This window comes from Streptomyces sp. Isolate_45 (assembly GCF_024721315.2).
Taxonomy (GTDB): domain Bacteria; phylum Actinomycetota; class Actinomycetes; order Streptomycetales; family Streptomycetaceae; genus Streptomyces.
This window is the reverse complement of sequence record NZ_JANFAK020000004.1, coordinates 68,457-94,820: the sequence shown is the minus strand read 5'-3', so window position 1 is coordinate 94,820 and position 26,364 is coordinate 68,457. Positions and strand designations below refer to the sequence as shown.

Annotated in this window: 24 protein-coding genes; 10 read left to right on the top strand and 14 right to left on the bottom strand. The window is 71.0% G+C overall.

The window, feature by feature from the left end; genetic code table 11:
- Window positions 1-137: 137 nt before the first annotated feature.
- Window positions 138-1,256: an allantoicase gene (gene alc, locus NOD94_RS02755; protein ID WP_281204065.1), complete on the bottom strand. Its 1,119-nt coding sequence runs from the start codon at window positions 1,254-1,256 to the stop codon at window positions 138-140.
- Between the two features lie 2 nt (window positions 1,257-1,258).
- Window positions 1,259-2,602 carry an allantoinase AllB gene (allB, locus tag NOD94_RS02750; RefSeq protein WP_281204064.1) on the bottom strand — a complete coding sequence of 448 codons (1,344 nt, stop codon included), beginning with the start codon at window positions 2,600-2,602 and terminating at the stop codon, window positions 1,259-1,261.
- Between the two features lie 327 nt (window positions 2,603-2,929).
- Between allB and NOD94_RS02745 the strand changes: the two genes are divergently transcribed.
- Window positions 2,930-3,733, top strand: coding sequence for an IclR family transcriptional regulator (locus tag NOD94_RS02745; protein ID WP_281204063.1), 804 nt, complete (start codon window positions 2,930-2,932; stop codon window positions 3,731-3,733).
- A 90-nt stretch (window positions 3,734-3,823) separates the two neighbouring features.
- Here the strand turns inward: NOD94_RS02745 and NOD94_RS02740 are convergent, their stop codons facing one another.
- Window positions 3,824-4,516: an ABC transporter ATP-binding protein gene (locus tag NOD94_RS02740; protein WP_281204062.1), complete on the bottom strand. Its 693-nt coding sequence runs from the start codon at window positions 4,514-4,516 to the stop codon at window positions 3,824-3,826.
- The gene (locus NOD94_RS02735; protein ID WP_281204061.1) at window positions 4,513-5,601 is read right to left on the bottom strand and encodes an ABC transporter permease; all 1,089 of its coding nucleotides are present in this window, start codon (window positions 5,599-5,601) and stop codon (window positions 4,513-4,515) included. The genes NOD94_RS02740 and NOD94_RS02735 overlap by 4 nt, the downstream gene beginning before the upstream one ends.
- Window positions 5,602-5,734: 133 nt before the next feature.
- Between NOD94_RS02735 and NOD94_RS02730 the strand changes: the two genes are divergently transcribed.
- From NOD94_RS02730 to NOD94_RS02720, 3 genes are all read left to right on the top strand, one after another.
- Window positions 5,735-6,928, top strand: a complete 1,194-nt coding sequence (locus NOD94_RS02730) for a sensor histidine kinase (protein WP_281204060.1) — start codon at window positions 5,735-5,737, stop codon at window positions 6,926-6,928.
- Window positions 6,928-7,560, top strand: a complete 633-nt coding sequence (locus tag NOD94_RS02725) for a response regulator transcription factor (protein ID WP_281204059.1) — start codon at window positions 6,928-6,930, stop codon at window positions 7,558-7,560. Before NOD94_RS02730 ends, NOD94_RS02725 begins: the two co-directional genes overlap by 1 nt.
- Before the next feature lie 117 nt (window positions 7,561-7,677).
- Window positions 7,678-8,184, top strand: coding sequence for a hypothetical protein (locus tag NOD94_RS02720; protein WP_281204058.1), 507 nt, complete (start codon window positions 7,678-7,680; stop codon window positions 8,182-8,184).
- A gap of 9 nt (window positions 8,185-8,193) precedes the next feature.
- On the opposite strand, the gene NOD94_RS02715 is transcribed toward NOD94_RS02720, so the two are convergent.
- On the bottom strand, window positions 8,194-9,684 hold the full coding sequence (locus NOD94_RS02715; protein WP_281204057.1) for a PLP-dependent aminotransferase family protein: 1,491 nt from the start codon (window positions 9,682-9,684) through the stop codon (window positions 8,194-8,196).
- Window positions 9,685-9,933: 249 nt separating this feature from the next.
- On the opposite strand from NOD94_RS02715, the gene NOD94_RS02710 reads away from it, so the two are divergent.
- The 3 genes from NOD94_RS02710 to NOD94_RS02700 all read left to right on the top strand — a co-directional run bounded on the left by NOD94_RS02710 (window position 9,934) and on the right by NOD94_RS02700 (window position 14,020).
- Window positions 9,934-10,641 (top strand): nucleotidyltransferase family protein, encoded by a 708-nt coding sequence (locus tag NOD94_RS02710; RefSeq protein WP_281204056.1) that lies wholly within the window; start codon window positions 9,934-9,936, stop codon window positions 10,639-10,641.
- A gap of 241 nt (window positions 10,642-10,882) precedes the next feature.
- Complete coding sequence (gene aceB / locus NOD94_RS02705; protein ID WP_281204055.1) at window positions 10,883-12,502, top strand: malate synthase A; 1,620 nt, start codon at window positions 10,883-10,885, stop codon at window positions 12,500-12,502.
- Window positions 12,503-12,916: 414 nt separating this feature from the next.
- Window positions 12,917-14,020 (top strand): GDSL-type esterase/lipase family protein, encoded by a 1,104-nt coding sequence (locus NOD94_RS02700; RefSeq protein ID WP_281204104.1) that lies wholly within the window; start codon window positions 12,917-12,919, stop codon window positions 14,018-14,020.
- Window positions 14,021-14,131: 111 nt separating this feature from the next.
- Here the strand turns inward: NOD94_RS02700 and NOD94_RS02695 are convergent, their stop codons facing one another.
- The 9 genes from NOD94_RS02695 to NOD94_RS02655 form a co-directional block, all read right to left on the bottom strand.
- A complete protein-coding gene (locus NOD94_RS02695) occupies window positions 14,132-14,620 on the bottom strand; it encodes a CAP domain-containing protein (RefSeq protein WP_281204054.1) in 489 nt (162 codons plus the stop codon).
- Between the two features lie 266 nt (window positions 14,621-14,886).
- Window positions 14,887-15,981 carry a saccharopine dehydrogenase gene (locus tag NOD94_RS02690; protein WP_281204053.1) on the bottom strand — a complete coding sequence of 365 codons (1,095 nt, stop codon included), beginning with the start codon at window positions 15,979-15,981 and terminating at the stop codon, window positions 14,887-14,889.
- A gap of 391 nt (window positions 15,982-16,372) precedes the next feature.
- Window positions 16,373-17,764 carry a nucleobase:cation symporter-2 family protein gene (locus tag NOD94_RS02685; RefSeq protein WP_281204052.1) on the bottom strand — a complete coding sequence of 464 codons (1,392 nt, stop codon included), beginning with the start codon at window positions 17,762-17,764 and terminating at the stop codon, window positions 16,373-16,375.
- 353 nt (window positions 17,765-18,117) lie between these two features.
- Window positions 18,118-19,521: an 8-oxoguanine deaminase gene (locus NOD94_RS02680; RefSeq protein WP_281204051.1), complete on the bottom strand. Its 1,404-nt coding sequence runs from the start codon at window positions 19,519-19,521 to the stop codon at window positions 18,118-18,120.
- Window positions 19,522-19,713: 192 nt separating this feature from the next.
- Window positions 19,714-20,637 (bottom strand): factor-independent urate hydroxylase, encoded by a 924-nt coding sequence (pucL, locus tag NOD94_RS02675; protein ID WP_281204050.1) that lies wholly within the window; start codon window positions 20,635-20,637, stop codon window positions 19,714-19,716.
- 1 nt (window position 20,638) lies between these two features.
- Window positions 20,639-21,028: a hydroxyisourate hydrolase gene (gene uraH / locus NOD94_RS02670; RefSeq protein WP_281204049.1), complete on the bottom strand. Its 390-nt coding sequence runs from the start codon at window positions 21,026-21,028 to the stop codon at window positions 20,639-20,641.
- Window positions 21,029-21,030: 2 nt separating this feature from the next.
- A complete protein-coding gene (gene uraD / locus NOD94_RS02665; RefSeq protein ID WP_281204048.1) occupies window positions 21,031-21,537 on the bottom strand; it encodes a 2-oxo-4-hydroxy-4-carboxy-5-ureidoimidazoline decarboxylase in 507 nt (168 codons plus the stop codon).
- 154 nt (window positions 21,538-21,691) lie between these two features.
- Entirely contained in the window at window positions 21,692-22,087 is a 396-nt protein-coding gene (locus tag NOD94_RS02660; RefSeq protein WP_281204047.1) for a helix-turn-helix domain-containing protein, read from the bottom strand.
- Window positions 22,084-22,335, bottom strand: a complete 252-nt coding sequence (locus NOD94_RS02655) for a thiamine-binding protein (protein ID WP_281204046.1) — start codon at window positions 22,333-22,335, stop codon at window positions 22,084-22,086. The genes NOD94_RS02660 and NOD94_RS02655 overlap by 4 nt, the downstream gene beginning before the upstream one ends.
- A 126-nt stretch (window positions 22,336-22,461) precedes the next feature.
- Here NOD94_RS02655 and NOD94_RS02650 point away from each other — a divergent pair, with 126 nt between their 5' ends.
- The 3 genes from NOD94_RS02650 (at window position 22,462) to NOD94_RS02640 (ending at window position 25,952) form a co-directional block, all read left to right on the top strand.
- Window positions 22,462-23,295 (top strand): TIM barrel protein, encoded by an 834-nt coding sequence (locus NOD94_RS02650; protein WP_281204045.1) that lies wholly within the window; start codon window positions 22,462-22,464, stop codon window positions 23,293-23,295.
- Window positions 23,296-23,370: 75 nt separating this feature from the next.
- Entirely contained in the window at window positions 23,371-24,261 is an 891-nt protein-coding gene (locus tag NOD94_RS02645; RefSeq protein WP_281204044.1) for a 2-hydroxy-3-oxopropionate reductase, read from the top strand.
- 233 nt (window positions 24,262-24,494) lie between these two features.
- The gene (locus tag NOD94_RS02640) at window positions 24,495-25,952 is read left to right on the top strand and encodes a catalase (protein ID WP_281204103.1); all 1,458 of its coding nucleotides are present in this window, start codon (window positions 24,495-24,497) and stop codon (window positions 25,950-25,952) included.
- Window positions 25,953-26,364: the final 412 nt, after the last annotated feature.

Sequence of the window (26,364 nt, the reverse complement as noted above, 5' to 3'; positions counted from 1 at the left end):
GCACCGGTCGACGGGCACGGGGGACCGCGCGTCGACGGACACGCCGAAGGGGCGCACCGCATCGCGGTGCGCCCCTTCGGGCAGGGCCCGCGCCCCGGGGGTGTCGGCCCCCGGGGCAGTCGTCGGGAGGGGCTGCGTCAGCCGCCCAGCTCCTGGTGACGGGTGGCGTGCGCGCTCGCGCCCGCCTCCGTCAGCGAGCCGAACAGGCGCAGGCGGGAGAAGCCGCCGTCCGGGAAGATGTCGATCCGCACGTGCGTGCCGACCGCCGGGGCGTCCAGTACGAAGCGGTGGTTGGTGTCGGGCTGCAGGCGGGTGCGCGGCAGGAACTCCGTCCACTCGCCCTCCTCGCCCGTCTTGACGGACAGCGAGGCCCAGCCGGCCGAGTTGCCCTTGAGGTAGGCGGTGTCGATCTCGACGGCGCGGATCTCGGACTCGGCGACGAGCTGGTAGCGGATCCAGTCGTTGCCGTTGTCACGGCGGCGGGCGGTCTCCCAGCCGTCGTCCATCTTGCGGGAGCGGCCCGGGTTGATGGTGTTGGTCGGCGGGGAGTAGAAGCGGTTGGACGCGTCCTGCACCGAGCCGCCGTTCTCCAGGGCGACCACGTCGAAGGTGCCGAGCGTGGCCAGCCACTGCGGGTCCGGGACGACCTCGCCGTAGACGCGCAGGCGGGCGATGCCGCCATCGGGGTGCTGATTGACGCGCAGGTGCGTGAAGCGCTGCTCCGCGCCGACCTCGAAGCCGTTGGCCGCGTGGCCGCCGACCGCGGTGCGCGGGACGAGCACGGTCCACTTGACGTCCTCGCCGAGGAGCTCCTCCGGGGTCGGCGCGAGGGCGCCTTCCCAGTTGGTGCCCTCGATGGAGACGGCCTGCGGCATGTTGCCGCGGAAGTGGGCGGTGTCGACGACGATGCCGCGGATCACGCCGGGGGCGCCGAGGCGCACCAGGGCGTAGTCGTGGTCCTCGGGGGTCGGCCACGGCTGGGTGGCGGAGACGCCGCGGCGACGGCGGGTCTCCCAGCCGTCCATGACCTTGCCCTTGTGGCCGAAGTGCTCGGGGTCGAAGTGGGCGGCCTCGGCGATGAGCAGGTTCTCGCGCATGGCGAAGAACTCGTCGTTGGCGAAGGTGACACCGGCGCCCAGCTCACGGGCGGCGAGGTTCGCGTACTGGGTGAACGGGAAGTCCGCGGTGCGGTAGTCCGCGTACGGGTCGCCGCCCCCGTACGGGTTCGCGTTGCCGGTGAAGGATTCAATCGCCACTGTCAGTTCTGCCTTTCGAGGAGGAGGCCCTTGGGCTCGGTCGGGGTGCCGTGGTCGGCGATCTGCGTACCGCGCAGCCAGGTGGACTTCACGACGCCGTGCAGGGTCTTGCCCGCGTACGCCGTGACCTGGTTGCGGTGGTGCAGTTCCGCGGGGTCCACGGTGAAGGTCTCTTCGGGTGCCAGGACGGCGAAGTCGGCGTCGCGGCCGACCTCGATCGCGCCCTTCTGCGCCAGCCCGGCGAGGGCGGCCGGGGCGGCGGACATCCAGCGGACGACGTCCTCCAGGCCGCGGCCGCGCTTGCGCGCCTCGGTCCAGATCGCCGGGAGGCCCAGCTGGAGGGAGGAGATGCCGCCCCACGCGGTGGCGAAGTCGCCGGTCTTCAGGTCCGCGGTGGAGGGCGAGTGGTCGGAGACGATGCAGTCGATGGTGCCGTCGGCCAGCGCGTCCCACAGGATGTCCTGGTTGGCGGACTCGCGGATGGGCGGGCAGCACTTGAACTCGGTCGCGCCGTCCGGGACTTCCTCGGCAGTGAGGGTGAGGAAGTGCGGGCAGGACTCGACGGTGATCTGCACGCCCTCGGCCTTGGCGGCGGCGATCAGCGGCAGCGCGTCGGAGGAGGACAGGTGCAGGACGTGGACGCGGGCGTTCAGCCGGCGCGCCTGGTCGATCAGGTTCTGGATCGCGGTGTTCTCGGCGTCCTTGGGGCGGGAGGCGAGGAAGTCGGCGTACTTGGGGCCCGGGTTCTGCGGCGCGGACTCCAGGTGGTGCGGGTCCTCGGCGTGCACGATCATCAGGCCGCCGAAGCCGGTGATCTCCGCGAGGGAGGCGGCCAGTCGCTCCTGGTCGAGCTGGGGGAACTCGTCCACGCCCGAGGGGGACAGGAAGCACTTGAAGCCGTAGACGCCGGCGTCGTGCAGCGGGCGCAGGTCCTTGACGTTGTCCGGCAGCGCGCCGCCCCAGAAGCCGACGTCCACGTGCGCCTTGGTCCGGGCGACCTCCTGCTTGACGCGCAGGTGGTCGACCGTGGTGGTCGGCGGCAGGGAGTTGAGCGGCATGTCGAGGATGGTGGTGATGCCACCGGCCGCGGCGGCGCGGGTGGCCGTCCAGAAGCCCTCCCACTCGGTGCGGCCCGGGTCGTTCACGTGGACGTGGGTGTCGACCAGGCCGGGGAGCAGGACGTCGTCGCCGAAGTCCTCCAGCCGGGCTCCGGCCGGTACCTCGGCGTCGTGTGCCAGCACGGCCGTGATCTTCCCGTCGGCGACGGCCACCGAGGCGGCGCGCGTCCCCTCGGGGGTGATGACGCGCGTCGAGCGCAGTACCAGTTCCACAGCCACGTCGGCCACCGGAACCTCCCCATCTACTTCCACAGAGCGAAATTCAACGTTCTGTTGACGGAGTCTTCACCCCGATCCGGAGCCCGTCAAGAGCGACCGGAGGGACCGCTGACCCATCCGGGCCGCAATTGGATGTTTCCACAGGATGGAATTAAGATTTCACTATCCAGAATGTAGCTACCACCACCAGGAACCGGACGGGTAACTTCCCGAGGACGTCCACCACCAGGACAAACCCCCTCTGACCGGCGGGGACGGCAAGGGCCCGGCTCTAGGGCCGGCGCCGACCGACCGGTAGGCTGCTCCCTTGCCTGCCAGCACCGAAAGGACCGCGCCGTGCCGACGTCCAGCGCCAGCACCACCGACGCTTCCGCCAAGCCCACCGCCGCCGGCGGGGGCGTCCAGTCCCTTGAGCGCGCCTTCGATCTGCTCGAACGCATGGCCGACGCCGGCGGTGAAGTAGGGCTCAGCGAACTCTCCGCCGCCAGCGGTCTGCCGCTGCCCACCATCCACCGGCTGATGCGCACCCTCGTGGCGTGCGGCTACGTCCGGCAGCAGCCCAACCGACGGTACTCCCTCGGCCCCCGGCTGATCCGCCTCGGCGAGTCCGCCTCGCGCCTGCTGGGAACCTGGGCGCGCCCCTACCTGGCCCGCCTCGTCGAGGAGACCGGCGAGACGGCCAACATGGCCCTCCTCGACGGCGACGAGATCGTCTACGTCGCCCAGGTGCCGTCCAAGCACTCCATGCGCATGTTCACCGAGGTCGGCCGCCGGGTGCTGCCGCACTCCACGGGCGTGGGCAAGGCCCTGCTCGCCCACACCCCGGCCGACGAGGTCCGCGCCCTGCTCTCCCGCACCGGGATGCCGGCCGCGACCGAGAAGACCATCACCACGCCCGACGGCTTCCTGGAGGCGCTGGAGAAGGTCCGCAGGGCCGGCTACGCGGTCGACGACAACGAGCAGGAAATAGGAGTCCGCTGCCTGGCCGTGTCGGTGCCGAACTCGCCGACCGCCGCCGCGATCTCCATCTCGGGACCCGCGGGCCGGGTCACCGAGGCCGTCGCCGAGTCCTTCGTCCCGATCCTCCAGGGCGTCGCCGCCGAACTGTCGGTGGCCCTGCAGAGCCAGAACCCGGCCTGATCACCCGCGTACGAAGGCCCCCGCGGCCCCTCTCCGGAGGGGCCGCGGGGGCCTTCGTACGTGGTGGGCGGGGGCGGCGCCCGGGCGGGCTCAGGCCGTCGGGAGGGACGGCGCCGCCGCGGTGAGGCGGCCGTCGGCCATCGTCACCGTCCGGTCCGCGCGCTCCAGGTGGGCGTGGTCGTGGGTGACCAGCACCGTGGCCGTGGAGCGCTCGCGCGTGAGGCCGACCAGCAGGTCGAGCACGGCCGCGCCCCGCTCGTGGTCGAGGGCGCTGGTGGGCTCGTCGACGAGCAGCACCGAAGGCTCGTTCATCAGGGCGCGGGCTATGTTCACGCGCTGGCGCTGGCCGCCCGACAGCTCGTGCGGGCGCTTGCCCGTCTTGTCGGCCAGGCCCACCGCCTCCAGCAGCTCCACCGCGCGCCGGCGCAGCAGCCGCGCCGGTCGGCCGGAGATGTGGCTCATCACCTGGAGCTGCTCCAGCGCGGTCAGCGACGCCAGCAGGTTCGGCTGCTGGAAGACGATGCCGATCTCCTCCCGCCGCAGGGCCGACTTCTCGGCGGCGCCGAGCCTCGCGGTGTCGCGGCCCGCGACGACGACCCGACCGGAATCCGGGGTGACCAGGGTGGCGGCGACGGCCAGCAGGCTGGACTTGCCGGAGCCGGAGGGGCCGATGACCGCGGTCATGGTGCCCGCGGGCACCTCCAGGGACACCGCGTCCAGGGCGGTGAGGCGGCCGTCCCCGTCGGGGTAGGTGAGCGTGACGTCGTGGACGAGCAGGGTCATCGGGCGCTCCCGAGGGCGGTCAGCGGGTCGACGGCGGTGATCCGCCGGATGGACAGGGCGGCGCCCAGCACGCCCAGCGCGATCATGATCGCGGCCGGGACCAGCACCGTGGCCGCGTCGAGGACGAAGGGCACGTCACCGCCGCTGATCAGCGTTCCGGCGGCGACGGCCAGGGCGGTCCCCGCCCCGGTGCCGATCGCGAGCATCACCACGGCCTGCCCGAGGGCGTCCTTCAGCAGGTACGGGGTGGAGGCGCCGAGCGCCTTCAGGACGGCGATGTCGCCGCTGCGCTGGATCGTCCACACCGTGAAGAAGGCCCCTATGACCAGGGCCGAGATGGCGAAGAGGAAGCCGCGCATCAGCTGGAGCGAGCCGTTCTCCGCCTGATAGGACCCTATGGCGCCGAGGGCGTCCTCGACGGTCAGGGCGCTGGTCGAGGCGGCCCGGTCACCGGCGGCCCAGTCCACCGGTCCGTCGCCCCGCAGGGCCAGGACGGTGGCGAGGGACTCCAGCGAGGTGCCCGGATTGCCGATGCGCTGCCAGTCGTTGATGTCCATCCACACCACGGGGGTGTGGCTGTAGGAGGCCGTGCCGGCGACGGCGGCCACCGTCAGCTCCAACGGGCCGGCCTTCAGTTTGCCGCCCGCCACGAGCCCGCCGAGTTCGGCCGCGGCCTTCTCGCTGAGGACCACCTGCCCCTGCGTGAGCCCGGCCCCGGCGGGAGCGAGGGCGCCCGCCGACTCGACGCCGAAGAGGGACACGGCCGCGGTGCGCTCACCGGAGACGGCGTTGGTGGTGCGGATCCCGATCGGCTCCACCGACTTCACCCCCGGACGTTCGCGCCAGGCCCGCCAAGCCCCCTCGGGCACCAGGGAGCTGGTGAAGGACACCTTCTGGTCCCCGGCCGGCGCGGCGAAGGCCAGCCGGGTCGCGGGCAGCCCCGTGATCGCCGAGATGTTCTCCCGGGCCAGTCCGGACGTGAGCCCCGACAACAGGCCGACCAACAGTGTGATCAGCAGGACGACGGAGCCCATGAGGGCGAACCGGCCCTTGGCGAACCGTAGATCTCTCCATGCGACGAACATGTCCCCACCTTGGTCTTCCGTGTGGGCACAGGACATCGCGCCACGGTAGTGATCCTCGTATCGAAAGAGGCGCCCCGACATCGAACTTTTGGTTGACCGGTGCCCCCGGCCGCCGACTTACGCTGGTCGGGCCATGTCCGACGCCCCGCGCCCGCGCCCCCTCACCCCCGTCTCCCGCGTCCTGCGGCTGTGCCTGCACGCGCTGCTCTTCGGGCTGCTCGCGCTGGCCGCCGGCCGGGCCGTCGCCGGGTCGGCGCCGCACGCCGGGGCAGTGATCGCGGCCGGCGCGCTGCTGGCCGCCGTGTACGTCGCGGGCGTACTGGCCCCCGCCGTGCACAGCTCCCCGCGCGCCGCGGCCGTGTGGCTGGCCGGCGTCGGGGCGGCCTGGGCCGCGCTGCTGGTCGTCTCCCCCGACGGGCTGTGGATCGCCTTCCCGCTGTACTTCCTGGAACTGCACCTGCTGCGGCTGCGCTGGGGCGTCGCGGCCGTCGCCGTCACCGCCTGCGCGGCGATCGGCGGGTTCCTCGCCCACAGCGGCGCGGTGACCCCCGGGGCCTTCCTGGGACCGCTGCTGGGCGGGGCGGTCGCCGTCGCCACGGTCCTCGGCTACCAGGCCCTCTACCGCGAGAGCGAACGGCGCCGCGAGCTGATCGAGGAACTCATGGCCACCCGGGCCGAGCTGGCCGCCGCCGAGCGGAGCGCGGGGATCCTCGCCGAACGCGAACGCCTGGCCCGCGAGATCCACGACACCCTGGCCCAGGGCCTGTCGTCGATCCAGCTGCTGCTGCGCGCGGCGGAACGCGCCCTGCCACCCGACGCGCCGGCCTCCGAGCACATCGCCCGGGCCCGGGAGGCCGCGCAGGAGAACCTCGCCGAAGCGCGGCGCTTCGTACGGGCCCTGACCCCGCCGGACCTGGAGCACGGCTCGCTCGCGGGGGCCCTGGAGCGGCTCTGCTCGGGAGTTCCCGGTCCGCGCGTGCGGTTCTCCGTGAGCGGCGACCCGCGCGTCCTGCCCACCCCGTACGAGGTGGCGCTGCTGCGGATCGCCCAGTCGGCGCTGGCCAACGTCGTACGGCACGCGCGGGCCGGGCGCGCCGAGATCACCCTGACCTTCATGGACACCTCGGTGACCCTGGACATCGTCGACGACGGCCGCGGCTTCGACCCCGCCGCCGCCCCGTCGACGCCCGCGGACGGCGGCGGCTTCGGCCTGCCCGCGATGCGCGCGCGGGCCGAGACCCTCGGCGGACTGTTCACCGTAGAGTCCGACCCCGGCCAGGGCACCGCCGTGGCCGTCACCCTGCCCCTGCCCCTGGAGGCGACCTGATGACGATCCGGCTGCTGCTCGCCGACGACCACCCCGTGGTGCGGGCCGGGCTGCGCGCGGTCCTGGACACCGAACCGGACTTCGAGGTGGTCGCGGAGGCGGCGACGGCGGAGCGGGCGGTGGAACTGGCGGCCTCCGAGCCGGTGGACGTGGTCCTGATGGACCTCCAGTTCGGGGCCGGGATGCACGGCTCGGCGGCCACGGCGGCGATCACCGGGCGGGCCGGCGCCCCCCGCGTGCTGGTGCTGACCACCTACGACACCGACGCGGACATCCTGGCGGCGGTGGAGGCGGGCGCCGCCGGCTACCTGTTGAAGGACGCGCCGCCGGAGGAGCTGGCGGCGGCGGTGCGCACCGCCGCTGCGGGCCAGTCGGCGCTGGCCCCGGCGGTGGCGCTGCGGCTGATGGACCGGATGCGGACGCCCGCGGAAGCGCTGACGAAGCGGGAGCTGGAGGTGCTCCAACTGGTCGCCGACGGCCTGTCGAACCAGCAGATCTCCAAGCGGCTCTTCCTCAGCCAGGCCACGGTCAAGTCCCACCTGGTGCACGTCTACGCGAAGCTCGGCGTCGACTCCCGGACGGCCGCCGTGGCGGCGGCCGGCTCCCGCCGGCTGATCCGCCGCGCCCCGTAGCCGGAGGCCGGGGTGGGGCCCGCCCCCCTGTCGGGACACCGGCAGGCAGGCGGGTGCGCGGGCGGCCGGCGGCGGGAGCATCGGGGTGTCGAGTCCCCGGCCCGAGAGCGAGCGCCCGTGTCCGCCGAATCCCGCCCCGTCGTTTCCGGCACCGCCGTTCCCGAATCCCGCGTCCCGGCCCCGGCCGGTTCCGCCCCGGGGCCCGCCGGGCCGCCCGCCGCCGTCCGTACCGCCTGGGCCCTGTGGCTCACGGCCGTCGGGGCCGGGGCGTTCGAGACCGCGCTCATGGTCGCCCGGACACCGGGTGACGCCGGAGCGGGCCTGGTCTTCCGCTTCGCCGTGTTCACCGTCGCCGTCCTGGTCGCCTTCCGGATGCGGTCGGGCGCCGGCTGGGCCCGGATCGCGCTGGCCGTCGGACTCGGCGTGCTAGGCACCGCCTCGTTGGTCGTCGAGCCGCTCGGGTACCTGCTCGACGGCGGCTCCCCCGGCGACGCGCTCGGCCGGGCCGACTTCCTGGACCTGGTCTTCGGCGCGAGCCGCGTCGTTCACCTGGCGGCCGTACTGACCGCAGTGGTCCTGATGTTCCGACCCGCGGCGAACGCGTACTTCCGCGCCCGCCGGTGACCGCCGGGCCTACGCCACCCAGTACGGCCGCTCCACCGCCGGAGTCAGCGGCACGCCCTCGTGGAAGGCCTTCGCGAGGAGCCGTACGCCCTCGTCCAGCCGGTCCGGGGGCAGGGTGTACGGGATCCGCAGCCGGTGTTCGAAGGTGCCCGGGTCCACCCCGAAGCGGGCCCCGCGCCCGATGTGCACGCCGACGGCCGCCGCCCGTTCCGCGAGCGCCGAGCTGACCGGTTCGCCGAGGTCCACCCAGAGCGAGAGGCCGCCCGGGGGCAACTGCCAGGACCACTCGGGGGTGTGCCGCTGGAGCGAGGCGACGAGGGCCTCGCGCCGGTCGCGCAGCTGGTCCAGGCGCTCCGGCAGGGTCCGGTCGAGGGCGTCCATCAGCGGGAGCGCCACGACCTGGTCGAGCACGGAGCCGGTCATGTCCGCCGAGACCCGTACGGCCGTCAGCTCGGTGATCATCTTGGCGGTGGCCCGGATCCAGCCGACGCGCAGGCCGCCCCAGTGCGTCTTGCTGAGCGAGCCGATGGTGATCACGTGGTCGGCGCCGCCGCGCGGGGCCAGCGAGGCCAGCGGCGCGGGCGACGGTACGTCCAGGGCGATGTCGGCGATGGTCTCGTCGACCACCAGCCAGGTGCCGGTGGCCCGGGTCGCGGCGAGCAGGCGCAACCGCTGCTCCGGCGGCATCAGCGCGCCCGTGGGGTTGTGGAAGTCCGGGATGGCGTACGCGAGCCGGGGGACGGTCTGGCGCAGCGTGGACTCGGCGATCTCCAGGTCCCAGCCGGCGTCGGAGACGGCGATGGAGCCGGTGCGCAGCCGGGCGTGGCGCAGGGCGTCGAGGGCGTTGGCGTAGGTGGGGTTCTCGGTGACGACCCGGTCCCCGGGCCGGCAGAGCAGGCTGACGACCAGGGCGAAGGCCTGCTGGGCCCCGGCGGTGACCAGGATCTGCTCGGGGCGGGTGGGCAGCCCGCGCCGGGTGAACCGTTCGGCGACGGCGGTGCGCAGGTCGGGCAGGCCGAAGGGGTGGTAGCCGGGGGTGCGGGCGAGCTCGGGAAGTCGGGGCGCGGCCCAGGCCAGGGCCTCCGCGAGGCTGCCGTCGGGGGCTCCCATGGCGGCGATGGCGAGGTCGATGCCCGGTTCGTCGTCGGCTCGCCCGCCGATGCCGCCGCCGACGAGGGCGTGGGCGCCGACGGGGCGGTGGCCGTCGGGCAGTTCGGTCCAGGTGCCCGAGCCGCGCCGGCTGCGTACGTAGCCGCTCTCGCGGAGCAGGTCGTAGGCACCGGTGACGGTGGCCCGACTGGCGCCGATGGCCTCGGCCAGTTCGCGTTCGGCGGGGAGGCGGACGTGCAGGGCGATCCGGCCGTCGAGGATCAGGGTGCGGATCGCGTCCGCGAGGGCCCGGTAGCCGGGGCGGGCCAGGACCTCCGCGGGCAGCAGGGCGGCGAGCTGTCGGCTGCCGATCGTTCTGTCCGCCGTCTGGACCACTCGCCCGTTTGCCATGCCAACCTCCCCTGATTGGCTCTGCCTGCCAGGCCAATCGGGGTCCAGACTCGCCTTATTGGACCCTGATTGGCAAGGAGAATCCGCTATGCACACCTCCATGCTCACCGACCGTGACGAGCGGGCCCTGGTGGCCGCGACCGAGAACCGGATCTCCGAACCGCTGCGGATCGGCGCCGCGCTCGCGGCCGTACGACGCGCCTTGACGGGGCGCTCGCTCCGCGCGGGGAAGGGGCGAGAATCGGTGCCATGTCACCAGCCGAACACATCTCCGAACCCATCGCCGAGCGCCCCACCGAGTCGCCCACTGCCGCAGTAGCCGCCCCGACCGAAGCGGGGCCGGCGGTCGCGGGCCTGCTGCTGGCCGCCGGTGGCGGGCGGCGGCTCGGCGGACGCCCCAAGGCCCTCCTGCCCCACCGGGGCCGCCCGCTCGTCGAGAACGCGGTGCGCGTGCTGCGCGCGGCCGGCTGCGGTCCGATCCACGTGGTGCTCGGGGCCTCGGCGGCGGAGGTCCGCGAGCGCGCCGACCTGTCGGGCTGCGTCGTGGTGGACAACCCGGACTGGGAGGAGGGCATGGGCTCCTCCCTGCGGGTCGGTCTGGGCTCCCTGGCCGGTACGGAATCCGGTGCGGCCCTGGTCTCCCTGGTGGACCAGCCCGGCATCGGGGCGGCGGCCGTGGCCCGGGTCCGGGAGGCGTACCGCTCCCCGGGGAGCCTGGTGGCGGCGGCGTACGACGGTGAGCGCGGGCATCCGGTGCTGTTCGGGGCGGACCGTTGGGCGGACATCGTGAGGACCGCGACGGGCGATCGGGGTGCGCGCGTCCATCTGGGGGAACACGCGGAGGAGGTCGTTCTGGTGGAATGCGGGGACGTCGCGGAGGACTACGACATCGACACCCCGCCCGACCTGGCACGTCTCGACCCCACCGAACCGGAGGGCGGCCTGCGCGGGGCGTGACGGTGATGGCACCGAGGGCCACCAGAAGGCGGAATCTGTCGACTCGGAGAATCTCGATATCAACAAACCATTGAACTTCCACCATGAGGAAATTACTATCCACTGGTCAGAAGCGCCCTGAACCCCCAGACGGCGCCCGCGACCGTACTTCGGAACTCTCCACACCCGACGGCACTGCGTGCCGTCTCGCGCGAGCATTCCCCCGCGGCCGCCAGGCACCGCCGCTGAAGGAGTGACAGATATGTCCGCACCAGCGCCGTCCCCGCTGGCCATCGTCGACGCCGAGCCCCTGCCCCGGCAGGACGAAGTCCTCACCGAAGCGGCCCTCGCCTTCGTGGCCGAGCTCCACCGGCGGTTCGCCCCCCGCCGCGCCGAGCTCCTCGCCCGACGCGGCGAGCGGCGCGCCGAGATCGCCCGGACCTCCACCCTCGACTTCCTCCCGGACACCGCACAGGTCCGCGAGGGAGACTGGAAGGTCGCGCCGGCTCCGGCCGCGCTGAACGACCGCCGCGTGGAGATCACCGGTCCGACGGACCGCAAGATGACCATCAACGCCCTGAACTCGGGCGCCAAGGTCTGGCTCGCCGACTTCGAGGACGCCTCGGCTCCCACCTGGGAGAACGTCGTCCTCGGCCAGCTGAACCTCATCGACGCCTACGAGCGTCGCATCGACTTCACCGACCCGCGCACCGGCAAGGCGTACGCGCTGAAGCCCGCCGACCAGCTCGCCACCGTCGTCATGCGGCCGCGCGGCTGGCACCTGGAGGAGCGCCACCTCCGCTTCGAGGGCGGCCCGGCCTCCGGTTCCCTCGTCGACTTCGGCCTGTACTTCTTCCACAACGCCCAGCGTCTGATCGACCTCGGCAAGGGCCCGTACTTCTACCTGCCGAAGACCGAGTCCCACCTGGAGGCGCGCCTCTGGAACGAGATCTTCGTCTTCTCGCAGGACTACGTCGGCATCCCGCAGGGCACGGTCCGCGCGACCGTCCTCATCGAGACCATCACCGCGGCCTACGAGATGGAAGAGATCCTCTTCGAGCTCAAGGACCACGCGGCCGGCCTGAACGCGGGCCGCTGGGACTACCTGTTCTCCATCGTGAAGAACTTCCGCGACGGCGGCGAGAAGTTCGTCCTGCCGGACCGCAACGCGGTGACGATGACCGCCCCCTTCATGCGGGCGTACACCGAACTGCTGGTCCGCACCTGCCACAAGCGCGGCGCGCACGCGATCGGCGGCATGGCGGCCTTCATCCCGTCCCGCAAGGACGCCGAGGTGAACAAGGTGGCCTTCGAGAAGGTCAAGGCGGACAAGGACCGCGAGGCCGGCGACGGCTTCGACGGCTCCTGGGTCGCCCACCCCGACCTGGTCCCGATCGCGATGGCCTCCTTCGACGCCGTCCTCGGCGACAAGCCGAACCAGAAGGACCGCCTCCGCGAGGACGTCTCGGTCGCCGCCGGCGAACTGATCGCGATCGACTCCCTGGACGCGAAGCCGACCTACGAGGGGCTGCGCAACGCGGTCCAGGTCGGTACCCGCTACATCGAGGCGTGGCTGCGCGGCCTCGGCGCCGTCGGCATCTTCGGGCTCATGGAGGACGCGGCCACCGCCGAGATCTCCCGCTCGCAGATCTGGCAGTGGATCAACGCCGGAGTCGTCTTCGAGAACGGCAAGACCGCCACGGCCGAGCTGACCCGTGAGATCGCCGCCGAGGAACTGGCCGCCATCCGCGCCGAGGTCGGCGAGGAGGCCTTCGCGGCCGGCAAGTGGCAGCAGGCCCACGACCTGCTCCTGCAGGTCTCCCTGGACGCCGACTACGCGGACTTCCTCACCCTTCCCGCGTACGACCAGCTCATCGGCTGACCACCGCTTCGACTGTCACGCACAGCAGTCGAATCACCGGCTCCGCCCCCGTCGCCCCCGAGGCGACGGGGGCGGAGCCGTTTTCGGAGCGACCCGAACCCGGCTCCCCCGGCGCCCGGTTCGGCCGAACAAGTGGAATCCGTCTGCCCCGAACGACCGGTCGGTCGTTACTCCATCGTAATCTGCGGCTACCTAGCGGTAACAACCGCCGGCATGTCACCTTTCCGAAGCCACCGGCCGGCGGTACCCCCACTTCCCCAGCCACACACCGGAGTTCTTGCCGTCTCCGGCGTGGCCTACCGCAGGAGTTCCGCAGTGATCGGATTCCGCAACGCCAGCAGGAGCATGGTCGGCGGCCGGGTGCGACGGTCCGCCAGAACGGCGGTGGCCCTCTCGGCCGCCGCCGGGGCACTGATGACCGTCGGCGCCGGCACCTCCACGGCCGGTCCGCAGCCCGGCCCGGGTAACGGACCCACCGCCGTGGTGTCCATGGGCGACAGTTACATCTCCGGCGAGGCCGGACGCTGGAAGGGCAACAGCCTGACGAACAGCGGCAGCAGGAACGGCACCGACCGGGCGTGGGTCAGCGGCGGTTCCTACGATCCCGCCAAGGTCTACGGAGCCACCGCGGGCGGCTGTCACCGCTCGGACTCGGCCGAGGTGTTCAGCGCCGGCCCCATCGCCGAGACGGCCGTGAACCTGGCCTGCTCCGGCGCCGTTTCGGCGAACGTGTTCCGGGCCTCGAACGGCGGCGTCCCCTTCAAGGGCGAGGCCCCGCAGGCCGATCAGCTCGCGGCGGTGGCCGCGAGCCGCGACGTGAAGGTCATCGCCCTCTCCGTCGGCGGGAACGACCTGGGCTTCTCCGACATCATCAAGGACTGCGCGCTCGACTTCGTCATCTGGAACTCGTACTGCTACGACGACCAACAGGCGGGCGTCGACCGGAAGATCGACGCGGTCATGGCGAACGTCGGCAAGTCCGTCGACGAGATCCGGGCCGTGATGAGCGCGGCCGGGTACGCGGACTCCTCCTACCGCGTCGTGCTCCAGTCATACCCGTCGCCGATCCCGCGCGGCGCGGAGAACCGTTACACCCAGAGCGACTGGAGCCGCCTGAACACCGGCGGCTGCCCCTTCTGGAACCGGGACTCGGACTGGGCGCGGGACTCCCTCGTGCCGCAGATCGCGGGCCGCCTCAAGGCCGTGGCCGCCGCGAAGGGCGCGCAGTTCCTCGACCTGCGGGACATGATGCAGGGGCGCGAGGTGTGCGCGAAGGCCAGCAAGCAGGTCAGCTCCTCGGTGCCGGCCTCGGCGAGGACGAGCGAGTGGGCCCGCTGGATCGACAACAACGAGTCGCAGGGCCTGATCCAGGAGTCCATGCACCCGAACCACTTCGGACAGCTGGCCGCCGGCCGCTGCCTGGCCCTGGCCGTCGCCCAGCCCGCGGGCTCCGGCGTCAGCTGCAAGAACACGGCCGGCGGTGACCACACGGGGATGTACCTGACGTCCGCGCCCTAGTCGGGACCGGACGCGAACGACGGGGCGGGTTGCCACGGCCATGCCGCGGCAACCCGTCCCGCACGCTTTCCGGGGAAGCTCTCCGCGCCCGGTGCGCGAGGTGTCGCTCCGTCAGTTGGTGAAGACCTGGACGATCCTGTCGCCCGACACTCCGACGCCGGTCTTCGTGTAGTTGCAGTTCTTGATGTTGCCCGAGTGGACGGCGCTGTTGAGCCAGCCGTCAACGTGCTTCTGCTCGTCCGCGGTGCCCCAGGCGATGTTCTCCGCGGAGGCGGTGTACGTCGCTCCGGCCTTCTTCAGCCGGTCCTGGACGCTGGAACCGTCCGAGCCCGTATGGCTGGTGGTCGTGTCGTTCGCGTACTCCTGGGCCGCCGCGGTGACCGCCGGGTCGACCGTCAGGGCCGGACAACCGGCAGCCGTACGCGCCTGGTTCACCAACTCGAGGATCTTGTTCGGGTCCGACACGGACGGGGCGGCGGCCCGGGTGTTCGTGGGCGGCGCCGCTACGGCCGCCGAGGCGGTGCCGACGGCTCCTGCGAACAGGAGGAGCGAGGACGCGCACGCGATGGTGCACCTGCGCCGTATGGATCCGGAAGCCATGGGGTACCTTCCTTCTTCCGACAAAAGGAGCGGCGGACGCGGTCGCGTCGCCGCTCGACCCCCATCACCCATGATTCTGCGCCGGGGCCGGCCCGCCCGCATCCGCCCACGACAAAACCGCAGCTCAGAGGATGTTTGGTGGTACCGATCCGGGTGTGCGCCACCCCGTCCTGACCGGTGGGCGGTGCGCCCGGGGCCGGACCGTCGTACACTCCGCCCCCGGGCCCACCACGACCGGTCCGCCCCCGGGCCCACCACGACCGGTCCTACGTGGGTACTTCCTCGAACCTCCCCTGCGTCGCGGCCGGTTGGGCCGGCAGGCCGGCGAGGGCCGCGGTGAAGGCGGCGCGGCAGCGGAGCCAGTCCGGGTCCGCCGTGGTGGTGTGCAGGTCGGCGAGTTTGGGCAGCAGGTCCGCCGAGAAGGCGCGGGCGGCCTCGGCCGGGAGCAGGGACGGCAGGTTGTCGATGGCGATCACGTCGAGCGGGCGGTCCCCGCCCCGCAGCCGCCGGGCCGGGACCGTCCAGTCCGTGAGCCGGTCGTAGACGGGCAACAGGTGCAGCTCGGATCCGGTGTCACAGGTGATGTCGGCGATGACCGAGAGCCTGCGGGCGCCGGTCTCCAGATCGGCCGGGGTCAGCAGCGGCGGCACGGGCCGGGTGGTGAGGACCGCGTTGATCAGGATGTCGTGCTCCAGCAGCGCGGCCCGGTCGAGGCGGGCGGTCGCGGTGCGTCCCCAGCGGGTGACCGGTATCCCGGCCGTGGTGAGGGCGTCGCACGCGCCGCGCCCGCTGCGGCCGCCGGCGCCGATCACCAGGGCGCGTAACCCGTCGGACGAGGGGGCGCGGAGGCGGGCGTCGAGTTCCTCGCGGGGCAGCGGCACGAGGGGGGCGGCGAGCCGGCCGCGGGCGTGCAGCGCGGCCAGGGCGGCCCCCGCGTAGCCCGCCCAGTAGCCGAAGGCGGCCAGCCTGCGGCCCTGTGCGTCGGCGAGGTACTCCAGGTCGAGCAGGGTTCCGCCGCCGGCCGCGAACCGCCTCAGCAGGTCGGGGGCCTGGGGCTGGCCCTTGTAGGCGTGCCCGAAGTACACGTGCCGGTGGTGCAGGCGCTCGGGCGCGGACGGGAGTTCCTTCAGGCCGAGGACGTACGCGGCCCCGGGCGCGGCCTCGGCCCAGGCCCCGGCCGGGGCCGCTCGGCAGCCGGCGGCGAGGTAGTCGTCGAGCGGGAAGACCCGTTGCGCGGAATCCTCCACGGTGATCCGTACGCCCTGCCGGACGAGCCGTCCGGCGTCCTCGGGGGTCAGCGGCGCGCGCCGTTCGGTGGGACGGGTCTCGTTGCGCATCCATAGCTGCGGAAGATCTGCCATCGCTGTGCCACCTGTCTGCTCAGAGGGGTGGGGACGAGCGGGCGGCGCGCGGGCCCGGTGCGGGGTACCGCGTGCTCATGCGATGTCTTTCCGCGCCGTATACGGCGCACGCGGGATCGGGGCCGGAACTCCGGGCCCGGGCGCACCGTGCGCACCTCCTGGGCGCACTGGTCCCAGGACCGCCGCCGGTGCGTCCGGGCGCCGGGGGCGTGCGCCGTGGGGACGCCGGAGGTGCGCAGGCGGGGCCGCGTGCGGCGGCAGGACGTAAGGGCGCGCCGAGAGCGGGGGCGGCAGGACGTAGGGGCGCGCGAAAGGCGTGCGGCGGTGCGGACGTCACACCCGCAGTGGGTGACGTACGCACCGCCGCACGCCGGGCGGTGGTGACCGGGGGTCAGTGCACGAAGGCCGGTTCCGGGGCCGGTTCGGAGGCCGCGCCCTTCTTGGTGCCGAGGTGGTTGAAGGCCAGGTTGAGGAGGATCGCGACCACGCATCCGGTACTGATGCCGGAGTCGAGGACGACGAGGAGGTCCTTCGGGAAGGCGTGGTAGAACTGCGGCGCGGCGATCGGGATCAGGCCGATGCCGATGGAGGCGGCGACGATGAGGGCGTTCTCGCCCTTCTCCATGGCCGCGCCCGCCAGGGTCTGGATGCCGCTGGCCGCGACGGAGCCGAAGAGGACGACGCCTGCGCCGCCGAGGACGGGCAGCGGGACGACTCCGATGACGGAGGCGGCCATCGGACACAGGCCCAGCAGGATCAGGATGCCGCCGCCCGCGGCGACGACGAACCGGCTGCGCACCTTGGTCATCGCGACGAGGCCGATGTTCTGCGCGAAGGCGCTGCACATGAAGCCGTTGAACAGCGGGCTGATCGCGCTGCCGAGGGTGTCCGCGCGCAGCCCGCCCTCGATGGTCTTCGCGTCCGCCGGCCGGCCCACGATCTTGCCGAGGGCGAGGATGTCTGCGGTGGACTCGGTCATGCAGACGAGCATGACGATGCACATCGAGATGATGGCGGCGACCTGGAACTGCGGGGCGCCGAAGTGGAAGGGGGTCGGGAAACCGACGATGTCCGCGTTGCGGATGGCGTCGAAGCTGGTCATGTTCAGCGGTATCGCGATGAGCGTGCCCGCTATCAGGCCGAGCAGGATGGAGATCTGCTGGAGGAAGCCCCGCAGGAACTTCCTCATCAGCAGGACGATCGCCAGGGTGAGGGCGGCCATGCCGATGTTCTGCATCGAACCGTAGTCGGGGGCGGCGCTGTTGCCGCCCTGCGACCAGTTGAAGGCCACCGGGAGCAGCGAGACGCCGATCAGGGTGATGACGGTGCCGGTGACCACGGGCGGGAAGAAGCGTACGAGCTTCCCGAAGTAGGGGGCGGCGAGGAAGCCCACCAGTCCGGCGACGATGATCGCGCCGAAGATGATGGGGATGGCGTTGTCCCCCTCCCCCTTGCCGATGGCGATCATGGGGGTCACGCCGGCGAACGAGACGCCGTTGACGAAGGGGAGTTTGGCGCCGATCTTCCAGAACCCGAGGGTCTGGAGGAGGGTGGCCAGACCTGCGGTGAAGAGGGAGGCCCCCATCAGGAAGGCGGTCTCGGTGGCGGAGAGTCCGACGGCGGGGCCGACGATCATGGGCGGGGCGACGACACCCGCGTACATGGCGGCCACGTGCTGGAGGCCGCTGGTGAACATCTTCAGCGGAGGCAGGGTCTCGTCGACCGGGTGCTTCCCCTCCGGTACTACGACTGCATCTTTGCGAAACCTGGGCGTTGCGGCCACGGCTTCCTCCGGTCGGTTAGACACGTCGGCAGGGACGTGGGTGTCATGGAGGTGGTGCGAAAGCGTGCTGGTCGAGCCTGTCTTCAGTTGTGGGTGGCGCTTCGAATGCTTGTCCCAAGGGGTGCGGAAACGATTCGCCCAAATCGGTTCCACGGATGGCCCGCGCTGGGGCCGGTGGTGCCGTGGCAGTGGCACGAGACCTGTGCCGCGGTGGGGTGGTTGTCACGAGTCACCGCCCCCGGGGGCGCCCTCGGATCTCTCCTCGGGCGCTTCCCGGGAACGGCTGCCGCGGACCCCGCTCGGGTCCGCGGCCGCCGGTCGAGGGCCGTCCCCCCCGACCGGACTCCGGGGGATCAGGCCTGCGCGGAGATCCGCGCGAGGCGCTGGGCCTCTTGCCGCGTGGACACCGCGATGGCGTCCTCGTCGGCGAAGAGCAGTCGGTTGTTCTCGACGATCTGCTTGCCGTTGACGAACGAGGCCGTCACCGGGGCCGCCGCACCGAAGACCAGCGCGGTGACCGGGTCGGCGATCGAGGAGTGCAGGAGGGTGTTCAGGTTCCACAGGACCAGGTCGGCGCACTTGCCGACCTCCAGCGAACCGATGTTGTCCGCGCGGCCGAGGACCTGGGCGCCACCGTAGGTGCCGAGGCGCAGGGCCTGACGGGCGTTGAGGGCCCGCTCGCGGTGGACCGGGTTCAGCCGGTTGATCAGCAGCGCGTTGCGCAGCTCGGTGTGGAGCTCACCGGACTCGTTGGAGGCGGTGCCGTCCACGCCGAGGCCGACCGGGACACCGGCGGCCAGCATGTCCGGGACGCGGGCGATGCCGGCGGCCAGACGGGCGTTGGAGGACGGGCAGTGCGCGACACCGGTCTTGGTGCGGGCGAACGCGGCGATGTCGGAGTCGTTCATGTGGACGCTGTGCGCCATCCACACGTCCTCGCCGAGCCAGCCGGTCGACTCGAAGTAGTCGGTCGGGCCCATGCCGAACAGTTCCTTGCAGAACTGCTCTTCCTCGACGGTCTCGGAGCCGTGCGTGTGCAGGCGCACACCCAGCCGGCGGGCCAGCTCGGCGCCCTGCTTCAGCAGCTCGGTGGAGACGGAGAAGGGGGAGCAGGGGGCGACGGCGACCTGGGTCATCGCGTCGAAGGAGGCGTCGTGGTAGCGCTTGACGGTCGCCTCGGTGTCGGCCAGCGCGCCTTCGAGGGTCTCGACGGCGTGGTCCGGCGGCAGGCCGCCGTCCTTCTCGCTGCGGTCCATCGAACCGCGGGCGAGGGTGAAGCGGACACCCATCTCGGACGCGGCGCGGATGATCGAGCCGGACAGGTCGCCGGAGTTCGCGGGGAAGACGTAGTGGTGGTCCATCGCGGTGGTCACACCACCCTTGGCCATCGCGGCGAGGGAGCCCTGCGCGGCCGTGTACGTCATCTGCTCGTCGATGCGCGCCCACGTCGGGTACAGCGCGACGAGCCAGTTGAAGAGGTTGTGGTCGGTGGCCAGACCACGCGTGATCCACTGGTAGAAGTGGTGGTGCGTGTTGACCAGACCGGGAGTCACGAGGTGCCCGGTGCCGTCGATGCGGCGGACTACGTTGTCGAGGTTCGCGGGGGCCTTGCCCGCGCCGACGAACTCGATCTTGTTGCCGGCGACGACGACGTGACCCGAGGCGTACTCGGTGTCGTTCGCGTCGACCGTCGCGATCGCACAGTTCTCGATGACGATGCGCTCGACGGCGCTGTCAGGGGCTGCCGATGCTGCCATGGGACTTCCTCGTGCTTTCAGTGGCGGTGCGGGCACGGCAAAACCCAGGGGATTTGAGTGCCGGAGCCGGGGGCCTTGGCAGCTGACAGTACTGCCGCCCCGTGTGTTGCGTCCGGGTGCCGATTCAGGAAGTTGTGGGGGTGTCGCGCACCCCGGGGCCACTGCGGAGCCCCGGGGCACGCGTGCCGCGCCCTAGAGGTTGGTCATGTCCACGGGGATACGGGCGTCAACGCCGTCGCGCAGGACCGTCGCCTCGATCAGCCCGTACGGGCGGTCGGCGGCGAAGTAGACCTCGTTGTCGTTCTTGAGGCCGAAGGGCTCCAGGTCGACGAGGAAGTGGTGCTTGTTCGGGAGCGAGAAGCGAACCTCGTCGATCTCCGAACGGTGGTTGATGATGCGCGAACCCATCTGGTACAGGGTCTGCTGGAGCGACAGGGAGTAGGTCTCCGCGAAGGCCTGCAGCATGTGCTTGCGGGTCTCGGCGTAGGACTTCTCCCAGTTGGGCATCCGCTGCTCGTCGTCCGACCAGGCGAAGCGCCAGCGAGCCGACACCTGGGTGGCCAGGATCCGGTCGTAGGCCTCCTTCAGCGTCGTGTACTTGTCCTTCACGTAACCCCAGAACTCGGAGTTCGTGGAGTTCATGACGACGAGGTCCTTGAGGCCGGAGATGACCTCCCAGTTCTTGCCGTCGTACGTGATCTGGGTGACCCGGGTCTCGCCGCCGTTGCGGACGAAGGAGTGGTTCACCTCGTCGGAGCCGATGAACTTGGAGTTGGCGTCCGAGGTGGCGATCCGGGACCAGGAGTACTCCTCGATCCGGATGCGCGCCTTCTGGATCGGCTCCTGGCTGTTGACGAACCAGCGCGCCAGGTGGATGCCGAACTGCTCGGCGGACTCGATGCCGTGCTCCTTGGCGAACGCGTACACCGTGTTCTTGGTGGTGTCCGTCGGCAGGACGTTGGCGTTCGATCCGGAGTAGTGGACGTCGTCCATGTCGCCGGAGAGGGCGACCGAGACGTTCAGGTCCTTGATGTGGTGGGTGTCGCCGTCCCGCGTGATCTTGACGACGCGGTTCTCTGCTTTGCCGTACTGGTTCTGGCCCAGAATCGTGGCCATGCTAGCTCCCTCGGTAAACGGAGTAGCCGAACGGGTTGAGCAGCAGCGGTACGTGGTAATGCTCGCCCGGGTTCACCGCGAAGGTGATGGTGACCTCGGGGAAGAACGCACCGCTGTCCCTTACGCGGGGGGCGTCCTGCTGCGCCTCGGCTTGCTTCTTGGAGAAGTACGTCTCGGTCTCGAAGTCGAGACGCACGTGGGTGGTGCCCTCCGGCAGCGCCGGCAGGTCCTTGCAGCGCCCGTCCGCATCGGTGGCGGATCCGCCCAGGGCCGCCCACTCGCCGTCGAGACCCGTACGGGCCGACAGGGAGATGGCGACGCCCTCGGCGGGCTTGCCGATGCTGGTGTCCAGGATGTGAGTGGACACCGAGGCGGTGGTTGCCGTGCTCATGGTCACTCTCCTTCTACGAGTCGGGTCAGGCGGATCTTGTTGATCTTGACGAGCTCACCGCGGGCGGTTTCCCGCTCCCGCTCCGGCGAGTTGTCGATCCGGACCTTGACCGCGTCCCGCATGAACTCACCGGTCGCACCGGTGGCGCAGATGAGGAAGACGTGGCCGAACTTCTCCTGGTAGGCCAGGTTCAGTTCGAGGAGCTCGTTCTTGAGCTCCTCCGAGGCACCGGCCATGCCACGCTGCTCGCGGGCGGAGGTCGGGTCCCCCGGCTTCGGCCGGCCGATCGGCGCGTGGCCTCCCATCGCCTCGCCCAGGTCCTCCGCGGTGAGCTCCGCCATGGCGGATTCGTTCGCGGCGAACAGGGAGTCCGCGGTGGCGAAGGGGCGCTGGGCGAGGAGCTTGGCGCCCCATGCCGAGCTGGCGCACACCTCGTGCAGTTCGGCCGTGGCCTCGCTGTCATCCAAGGCGTTGAACCGGGTGAGACCCGGGGTCGGACTCGAAGTCACGGTAGGCCTCCGTGGCCTGTTGTTGCTTAGACGGGCTGCGCATAGCTAACGCCCTCGACAACACGGCGTCAACACTTTGTTGAAACTTCCCGTACACAAAAGCCGCCGCCCGGGTGAATTGGGCGGCGGCTCGTCACGTGTGGTGACCGGGCATTCACTCTTGGCTGTTCTTCGGTCCTTTTGAGGTGGCCGAATCCCTGTTCAAGTAGTTGTAGACGGTGAAGCGGCTTACGCCCAGCGCTCCCGCGACCGTCTCCACGCCGTGTCGGACGGAGAAGGCGCCCCGCGCCTCCAGTATCCGCACCACGTCCTGCTTGGACTTGCGGTCCAGTTGCGCCAACGGTACGCCGTGCCGGCGCTCCAGGGCGGCCAGGATGTGGTCCAGCGAGTCGGACAGCTGGGGAAGTCGCACCGCCAGCAGCTCCTGACCCTCCCAGCTCAGCACCACGTCGTCCGGCTGCGCCCGCGCCGGATCCATCAGCTCGCCGCCCATCGCGTCGATCAGGGGCTTGACCGCGGCGACGAAGGGGTGGTCACGGGGCTCGGTCACGAGGTCTCCTCCCTGATCACGTTCACCTGGAGCGAGACGCGCGTCGCGCCGGCCTCCAGGGAGTCGCGCAGCAGCGCGGCCACCGCGGTCAGCACCTGATCGGCCTCGCCCTCGGCGGTGTTGCCGAACGGGCCGACGTCCACCGCGTCCAGCTGGGCCTTCTGGATGACCTCGCGAGCGGCCACGGCATGGGCGGGGGCCTCTTCGAGATCGAAGGGCTCGGTCGTGAACTCCACTCTCAATCGCACGCAGGTCAACCTACTGCGCAGTCACGATTTTTCGGCAGTCCGCACTTGACATCGGCGCGGAATCCCATGCAGTCTTCCATCAAGCAGAAAATAACTTCCGCAATACGGAAGGAGCGCACACCCCTCATGGGATACACGGACCAGCGCTTCGATGTAAACCTGTCGATCCTCTTCACGGAACTCCCGCTCCTGGAGCGTCCCGCGGCTGCCGCCGCGGCGGGCTTCACGGCGGTCGAGCTGTGGTGGCCCTGGATCGAGACCCCCACCCCCGCACAGTCTGAGCTCGACGCCCTCAAGAAGGCTCTTGAGGACGCGGGCACCCAGCTGGTGGGCCTGAACTTCTACGCCGGCCGGCTGCCGGGCCCGGACCGCGGTGCGGTTTCGGTACCCGGTGACGAGTCGGACCGCTTCAACGCCAACATCAACGTCGCGGCGGACTTCGCCGCCTCGGTGGGTTGCAAGGCGCTGAACGCCCTGTACGGCAACCGCGTCGAAGGCGTGGACCCGGCCGTCCAGGACGAGCTCGCGCTGAAGAACCTGGTCGTGGCCGCTCGGGCCGCCGACCGCGTCGGCGCGATCCTCCTGATCGAGACCCTCAACAAGCCCGAGTCGCCGCTCTACCCCTTGGTGAGCGCGCCGGCCGGCATCGAGGTCGTGGACAAGGTCAACGAGGCCACCGGCCTCGGGAACGCCAAGTTCCTGCTCGACCTGTACCACCTGGCGATGAACGATGAGGACCTCTCCGAGGTCATCGAAAAGTACGCCGCCAAGACCGGTCACGTCCAGATCGCGGACAAGCCCGGACGCGGTGCCCCCGGCACCGGCGAGCTGCCTCTCGAGGCGCTCCTGGACCAGCTGAAGAAGGCCGGATACGAGGGCTGGGTCGGCCTCGAGTACAAGGCGGCCGACGCCGCCGCGTCCTTCGAGTGGCTGCCCGCCGAGGCCCGCGCCGCCCGATAGGCGGACAAAGTCCAGGCGATCAGCCAGGCACCCCCCGCACTTTTCGTACAAAGCATTAAGAGAAGGACCCTCATCATGAGCAACCTCCCCAAGATCGCCTGGATCGGTCTCGGAATCATGGGCTCCCCCATGGCCGAGAACCTCCTGAAGGCCGGTTACTCGGTCACCGGCTTCACCCTGGAGCAGGACAAGCTGGACCGCCTCGCCGCCGCCGGTGGCAGCGCGGCCGGCTCGATCGCCGAGGCCGTCAAGGACGCCGACGTCATCATCACGATGGTGCCCGCCTCCCCGCAGGTCGAGGCCATCTCCTACGGTGAGAACGGCATCCTGGAGAACGCGAAGTCCGGCGCGCTGATCGTCGACATGTCGTCGATCACCCCGCAGACCTCGATCGACCTCGCGAAGAACGCCGCCGAGAAGGGCATCCGCGTCATCGACGCCCCGGTGTCCGGTGGCGAGGCCGGTGCCATCGAGGCCGTCCTGTCGATCATGGTGGGTGGCGAGCAGGCCGACTTCGACGAGGCCCTGCCGGTCCTGGAGACCCTCGGCAAGACCATCGTCCTGTGCGGTCCGCACGGCTCCGGCCAGACGGTGAAGGCCGCCAACCAGCTCATCGTCGCGGTGAACATCCAGGCGTGCGCCGAGGCCGTCGTCTTCCTCGAGAAGTCGGGCGTGAACCTCCAGGCCGCCCTGGACGTCCTCAACGGCGGTCTGGCCGGCTCCACGGTCCTGACCCGCAAGAAGGACAACTTCCTGAACCGCGACTTCAAGCCCGGTTTCCGGATCGACCTGCACCACAAGGACATGGGCATCGTCACCGACGCCGCCCGCAACGTCGGTGCGGCCCTCCCGGTCGGCGCGGTCGTCGCCCAGCTGGTCGCCTCGCTGCGCGCCCAGGGTGACGGCGGCCTGGACCACTCCGCGCTGCTGCGCGCGGTCGAGCGCCTCTCCGGCGACCAGGTCTGATCCCGCCGCGGCCCGCTCGCCGGGCCGCGCCTCCCCCCTCACGGGGGCCCCGAGTGTCCGGATGGTGCCGGTGCTGACACCTGTCCTGTCGCGCCCAAGCGCCGGCACCGTCCGGATTTCCTCTCCTCAATCTTTGTTCAACAAACTGTTGACGTCGCGTTCGAGCCGAAATTAGGCTGTTCCGCATGACGGAAGACCGATTCCGTCAGCAGTTATCCGTACGGAAGGTCACCATGTCGAAGCGCACGCTGACGACCGAGTCCGGCGCCCCGGTCGCCGACAATCAGAACTCCGCCACCGCCGGCGTCGGTGGCCCGCTCCTGGTCCAGGACCAGCAGCTCCTCGAAAAGCTTGCCCGCTTCAACCGTGAGCGCATCCCGGAGCGCGTGGTGCACGCCCGCGGTTCCGCCGCGTACGGCCACTTCGAGGTGACGGACGACGTCACCGCGTACACCAGCGCCGCGTTCCTGAACACGGTCGGCAAGAAGACCGAGACCTTCCTGCGGTTCTCCACCGTGGCGGACTCGCTCGGTGGCGCGGACGCCGTCCGCGACCCGCGCGGCTTCGCGCTGAAGTTCTACACCGAAGAGGGCAACTACGACCTCGTCGGCAACAACACCCCGGTGTTCTTCATCAAGGACCCGATCAAGTTCCCCGACTTCATCCACTCCCAGAAGCGCGACCCCTTCACGGGCAAGCAGGAGCCGGACAACGTCTGGGACTTCTGGGCGCACGCCCCCGAGGCGACGCACCAGATCACCTGGCTGATGGGTGACCGCGGCATCCCGGCGTCCTACCGCCACATGAACGGCTACGGCTCGCACACCTACCAGTGGACGAACGAGCAGGGCGAGGCCTTCTTCGTCAAGTACCACTTCAAGACGAACCAGGGCATCCGCTGCCTGTCGGGCGACCAGGCCGCCGAGCTCGTCGGCAAGGACGCGAACTCGCACCAGACCGACCTGCTCCAGGCGATCGAGCGCGGTGTGAACCCGAGCTGGACCCTCTACGTCCAGATCATGCCCGCCGCCGAGGCCGCGGACTACCGCTTCAACCCGTTCGACCTCACCAAGGTGTGGCCGCACAGCGACTACCCGCTGCAGCGCGTGGGCCGTCTGGTCCTCGACCGCAACCCGGACAACGTCTTCGCCGAGGTCGAGCAGTCCGCGTTCTCCCCGAACAACTTCGTCCCGGGCATCACCGCCTCGCCGGACAAGATGCTCCAGGGCCGTCTCTTCGCGTACGCCGACGCCCAGCGCTACCGCCTCGGTGTGAACCACACCGTGCTGCCGGTCAACGCCCCGAAGGCGACGAAGGCCGACAACTACGGCCGCGACGGCGTCATGGCGCTGCGCAACGGCTCGCGCCACGACAAGAACTACGAGCCCAACTCGTACCAGGGCCCGGCCGAGACCGGTCTCGCCCTGGGCGCCCCGAAGGCCGTCTCCGGCTGGACGGGCACCCACGAGGCCCCGGCCCACACCAAGGATGACAACTTCTTCCAGGCCGGCGAGCTGTTCCGGCTGATGTCGGAGGCCGAGAAGGAGCGTCTGGTGGCGAACATCGCCGGCGGTCTCTCCCAGGTCACCCTGGAGGACGTCATCGAGAAGAACCTGGCTCACTTCCACGCCGCCGACGCCGACTACGGCAAGCGCGTCGAGGAGGCCGTCCGCGCCCTGCGCGACGCCTGAGCCTGAAAGCTGTACCGGGGGCCTGACGGGAGGTCAGGCCCCGGGTGCTGAGCCCGACCCGTGGACCCGGATGAGGGGTGGTACGCGGTGAGGGCAGGACGAGGACCGTGGCGAGCGTGCGAGCCAGTGCGGTGGTAATGGGTTCCGAGGCCCGTCTCTTGACCTGAGGGAGACGACGCCGGAGTTCTCGTCGCCCGCCCGCCACGGTCCCAGCCACATCCTCCTTGTAAGAGGGGCTACGCACAGAGCCCCCTCCTATAAGAGAGGACAACCTCCCCCCGGCACTCCGCCCGGCGGTGCGAACGTCCTGTCGCGCCAGCCTCGCTCCGTCGGGCGGTACCAAACCAGAGCGCCGAGTCACGGACGGTCCCGTGACTCGGCGCTTTGTCGTGCGCGGTGCGGTGCGGTGCCT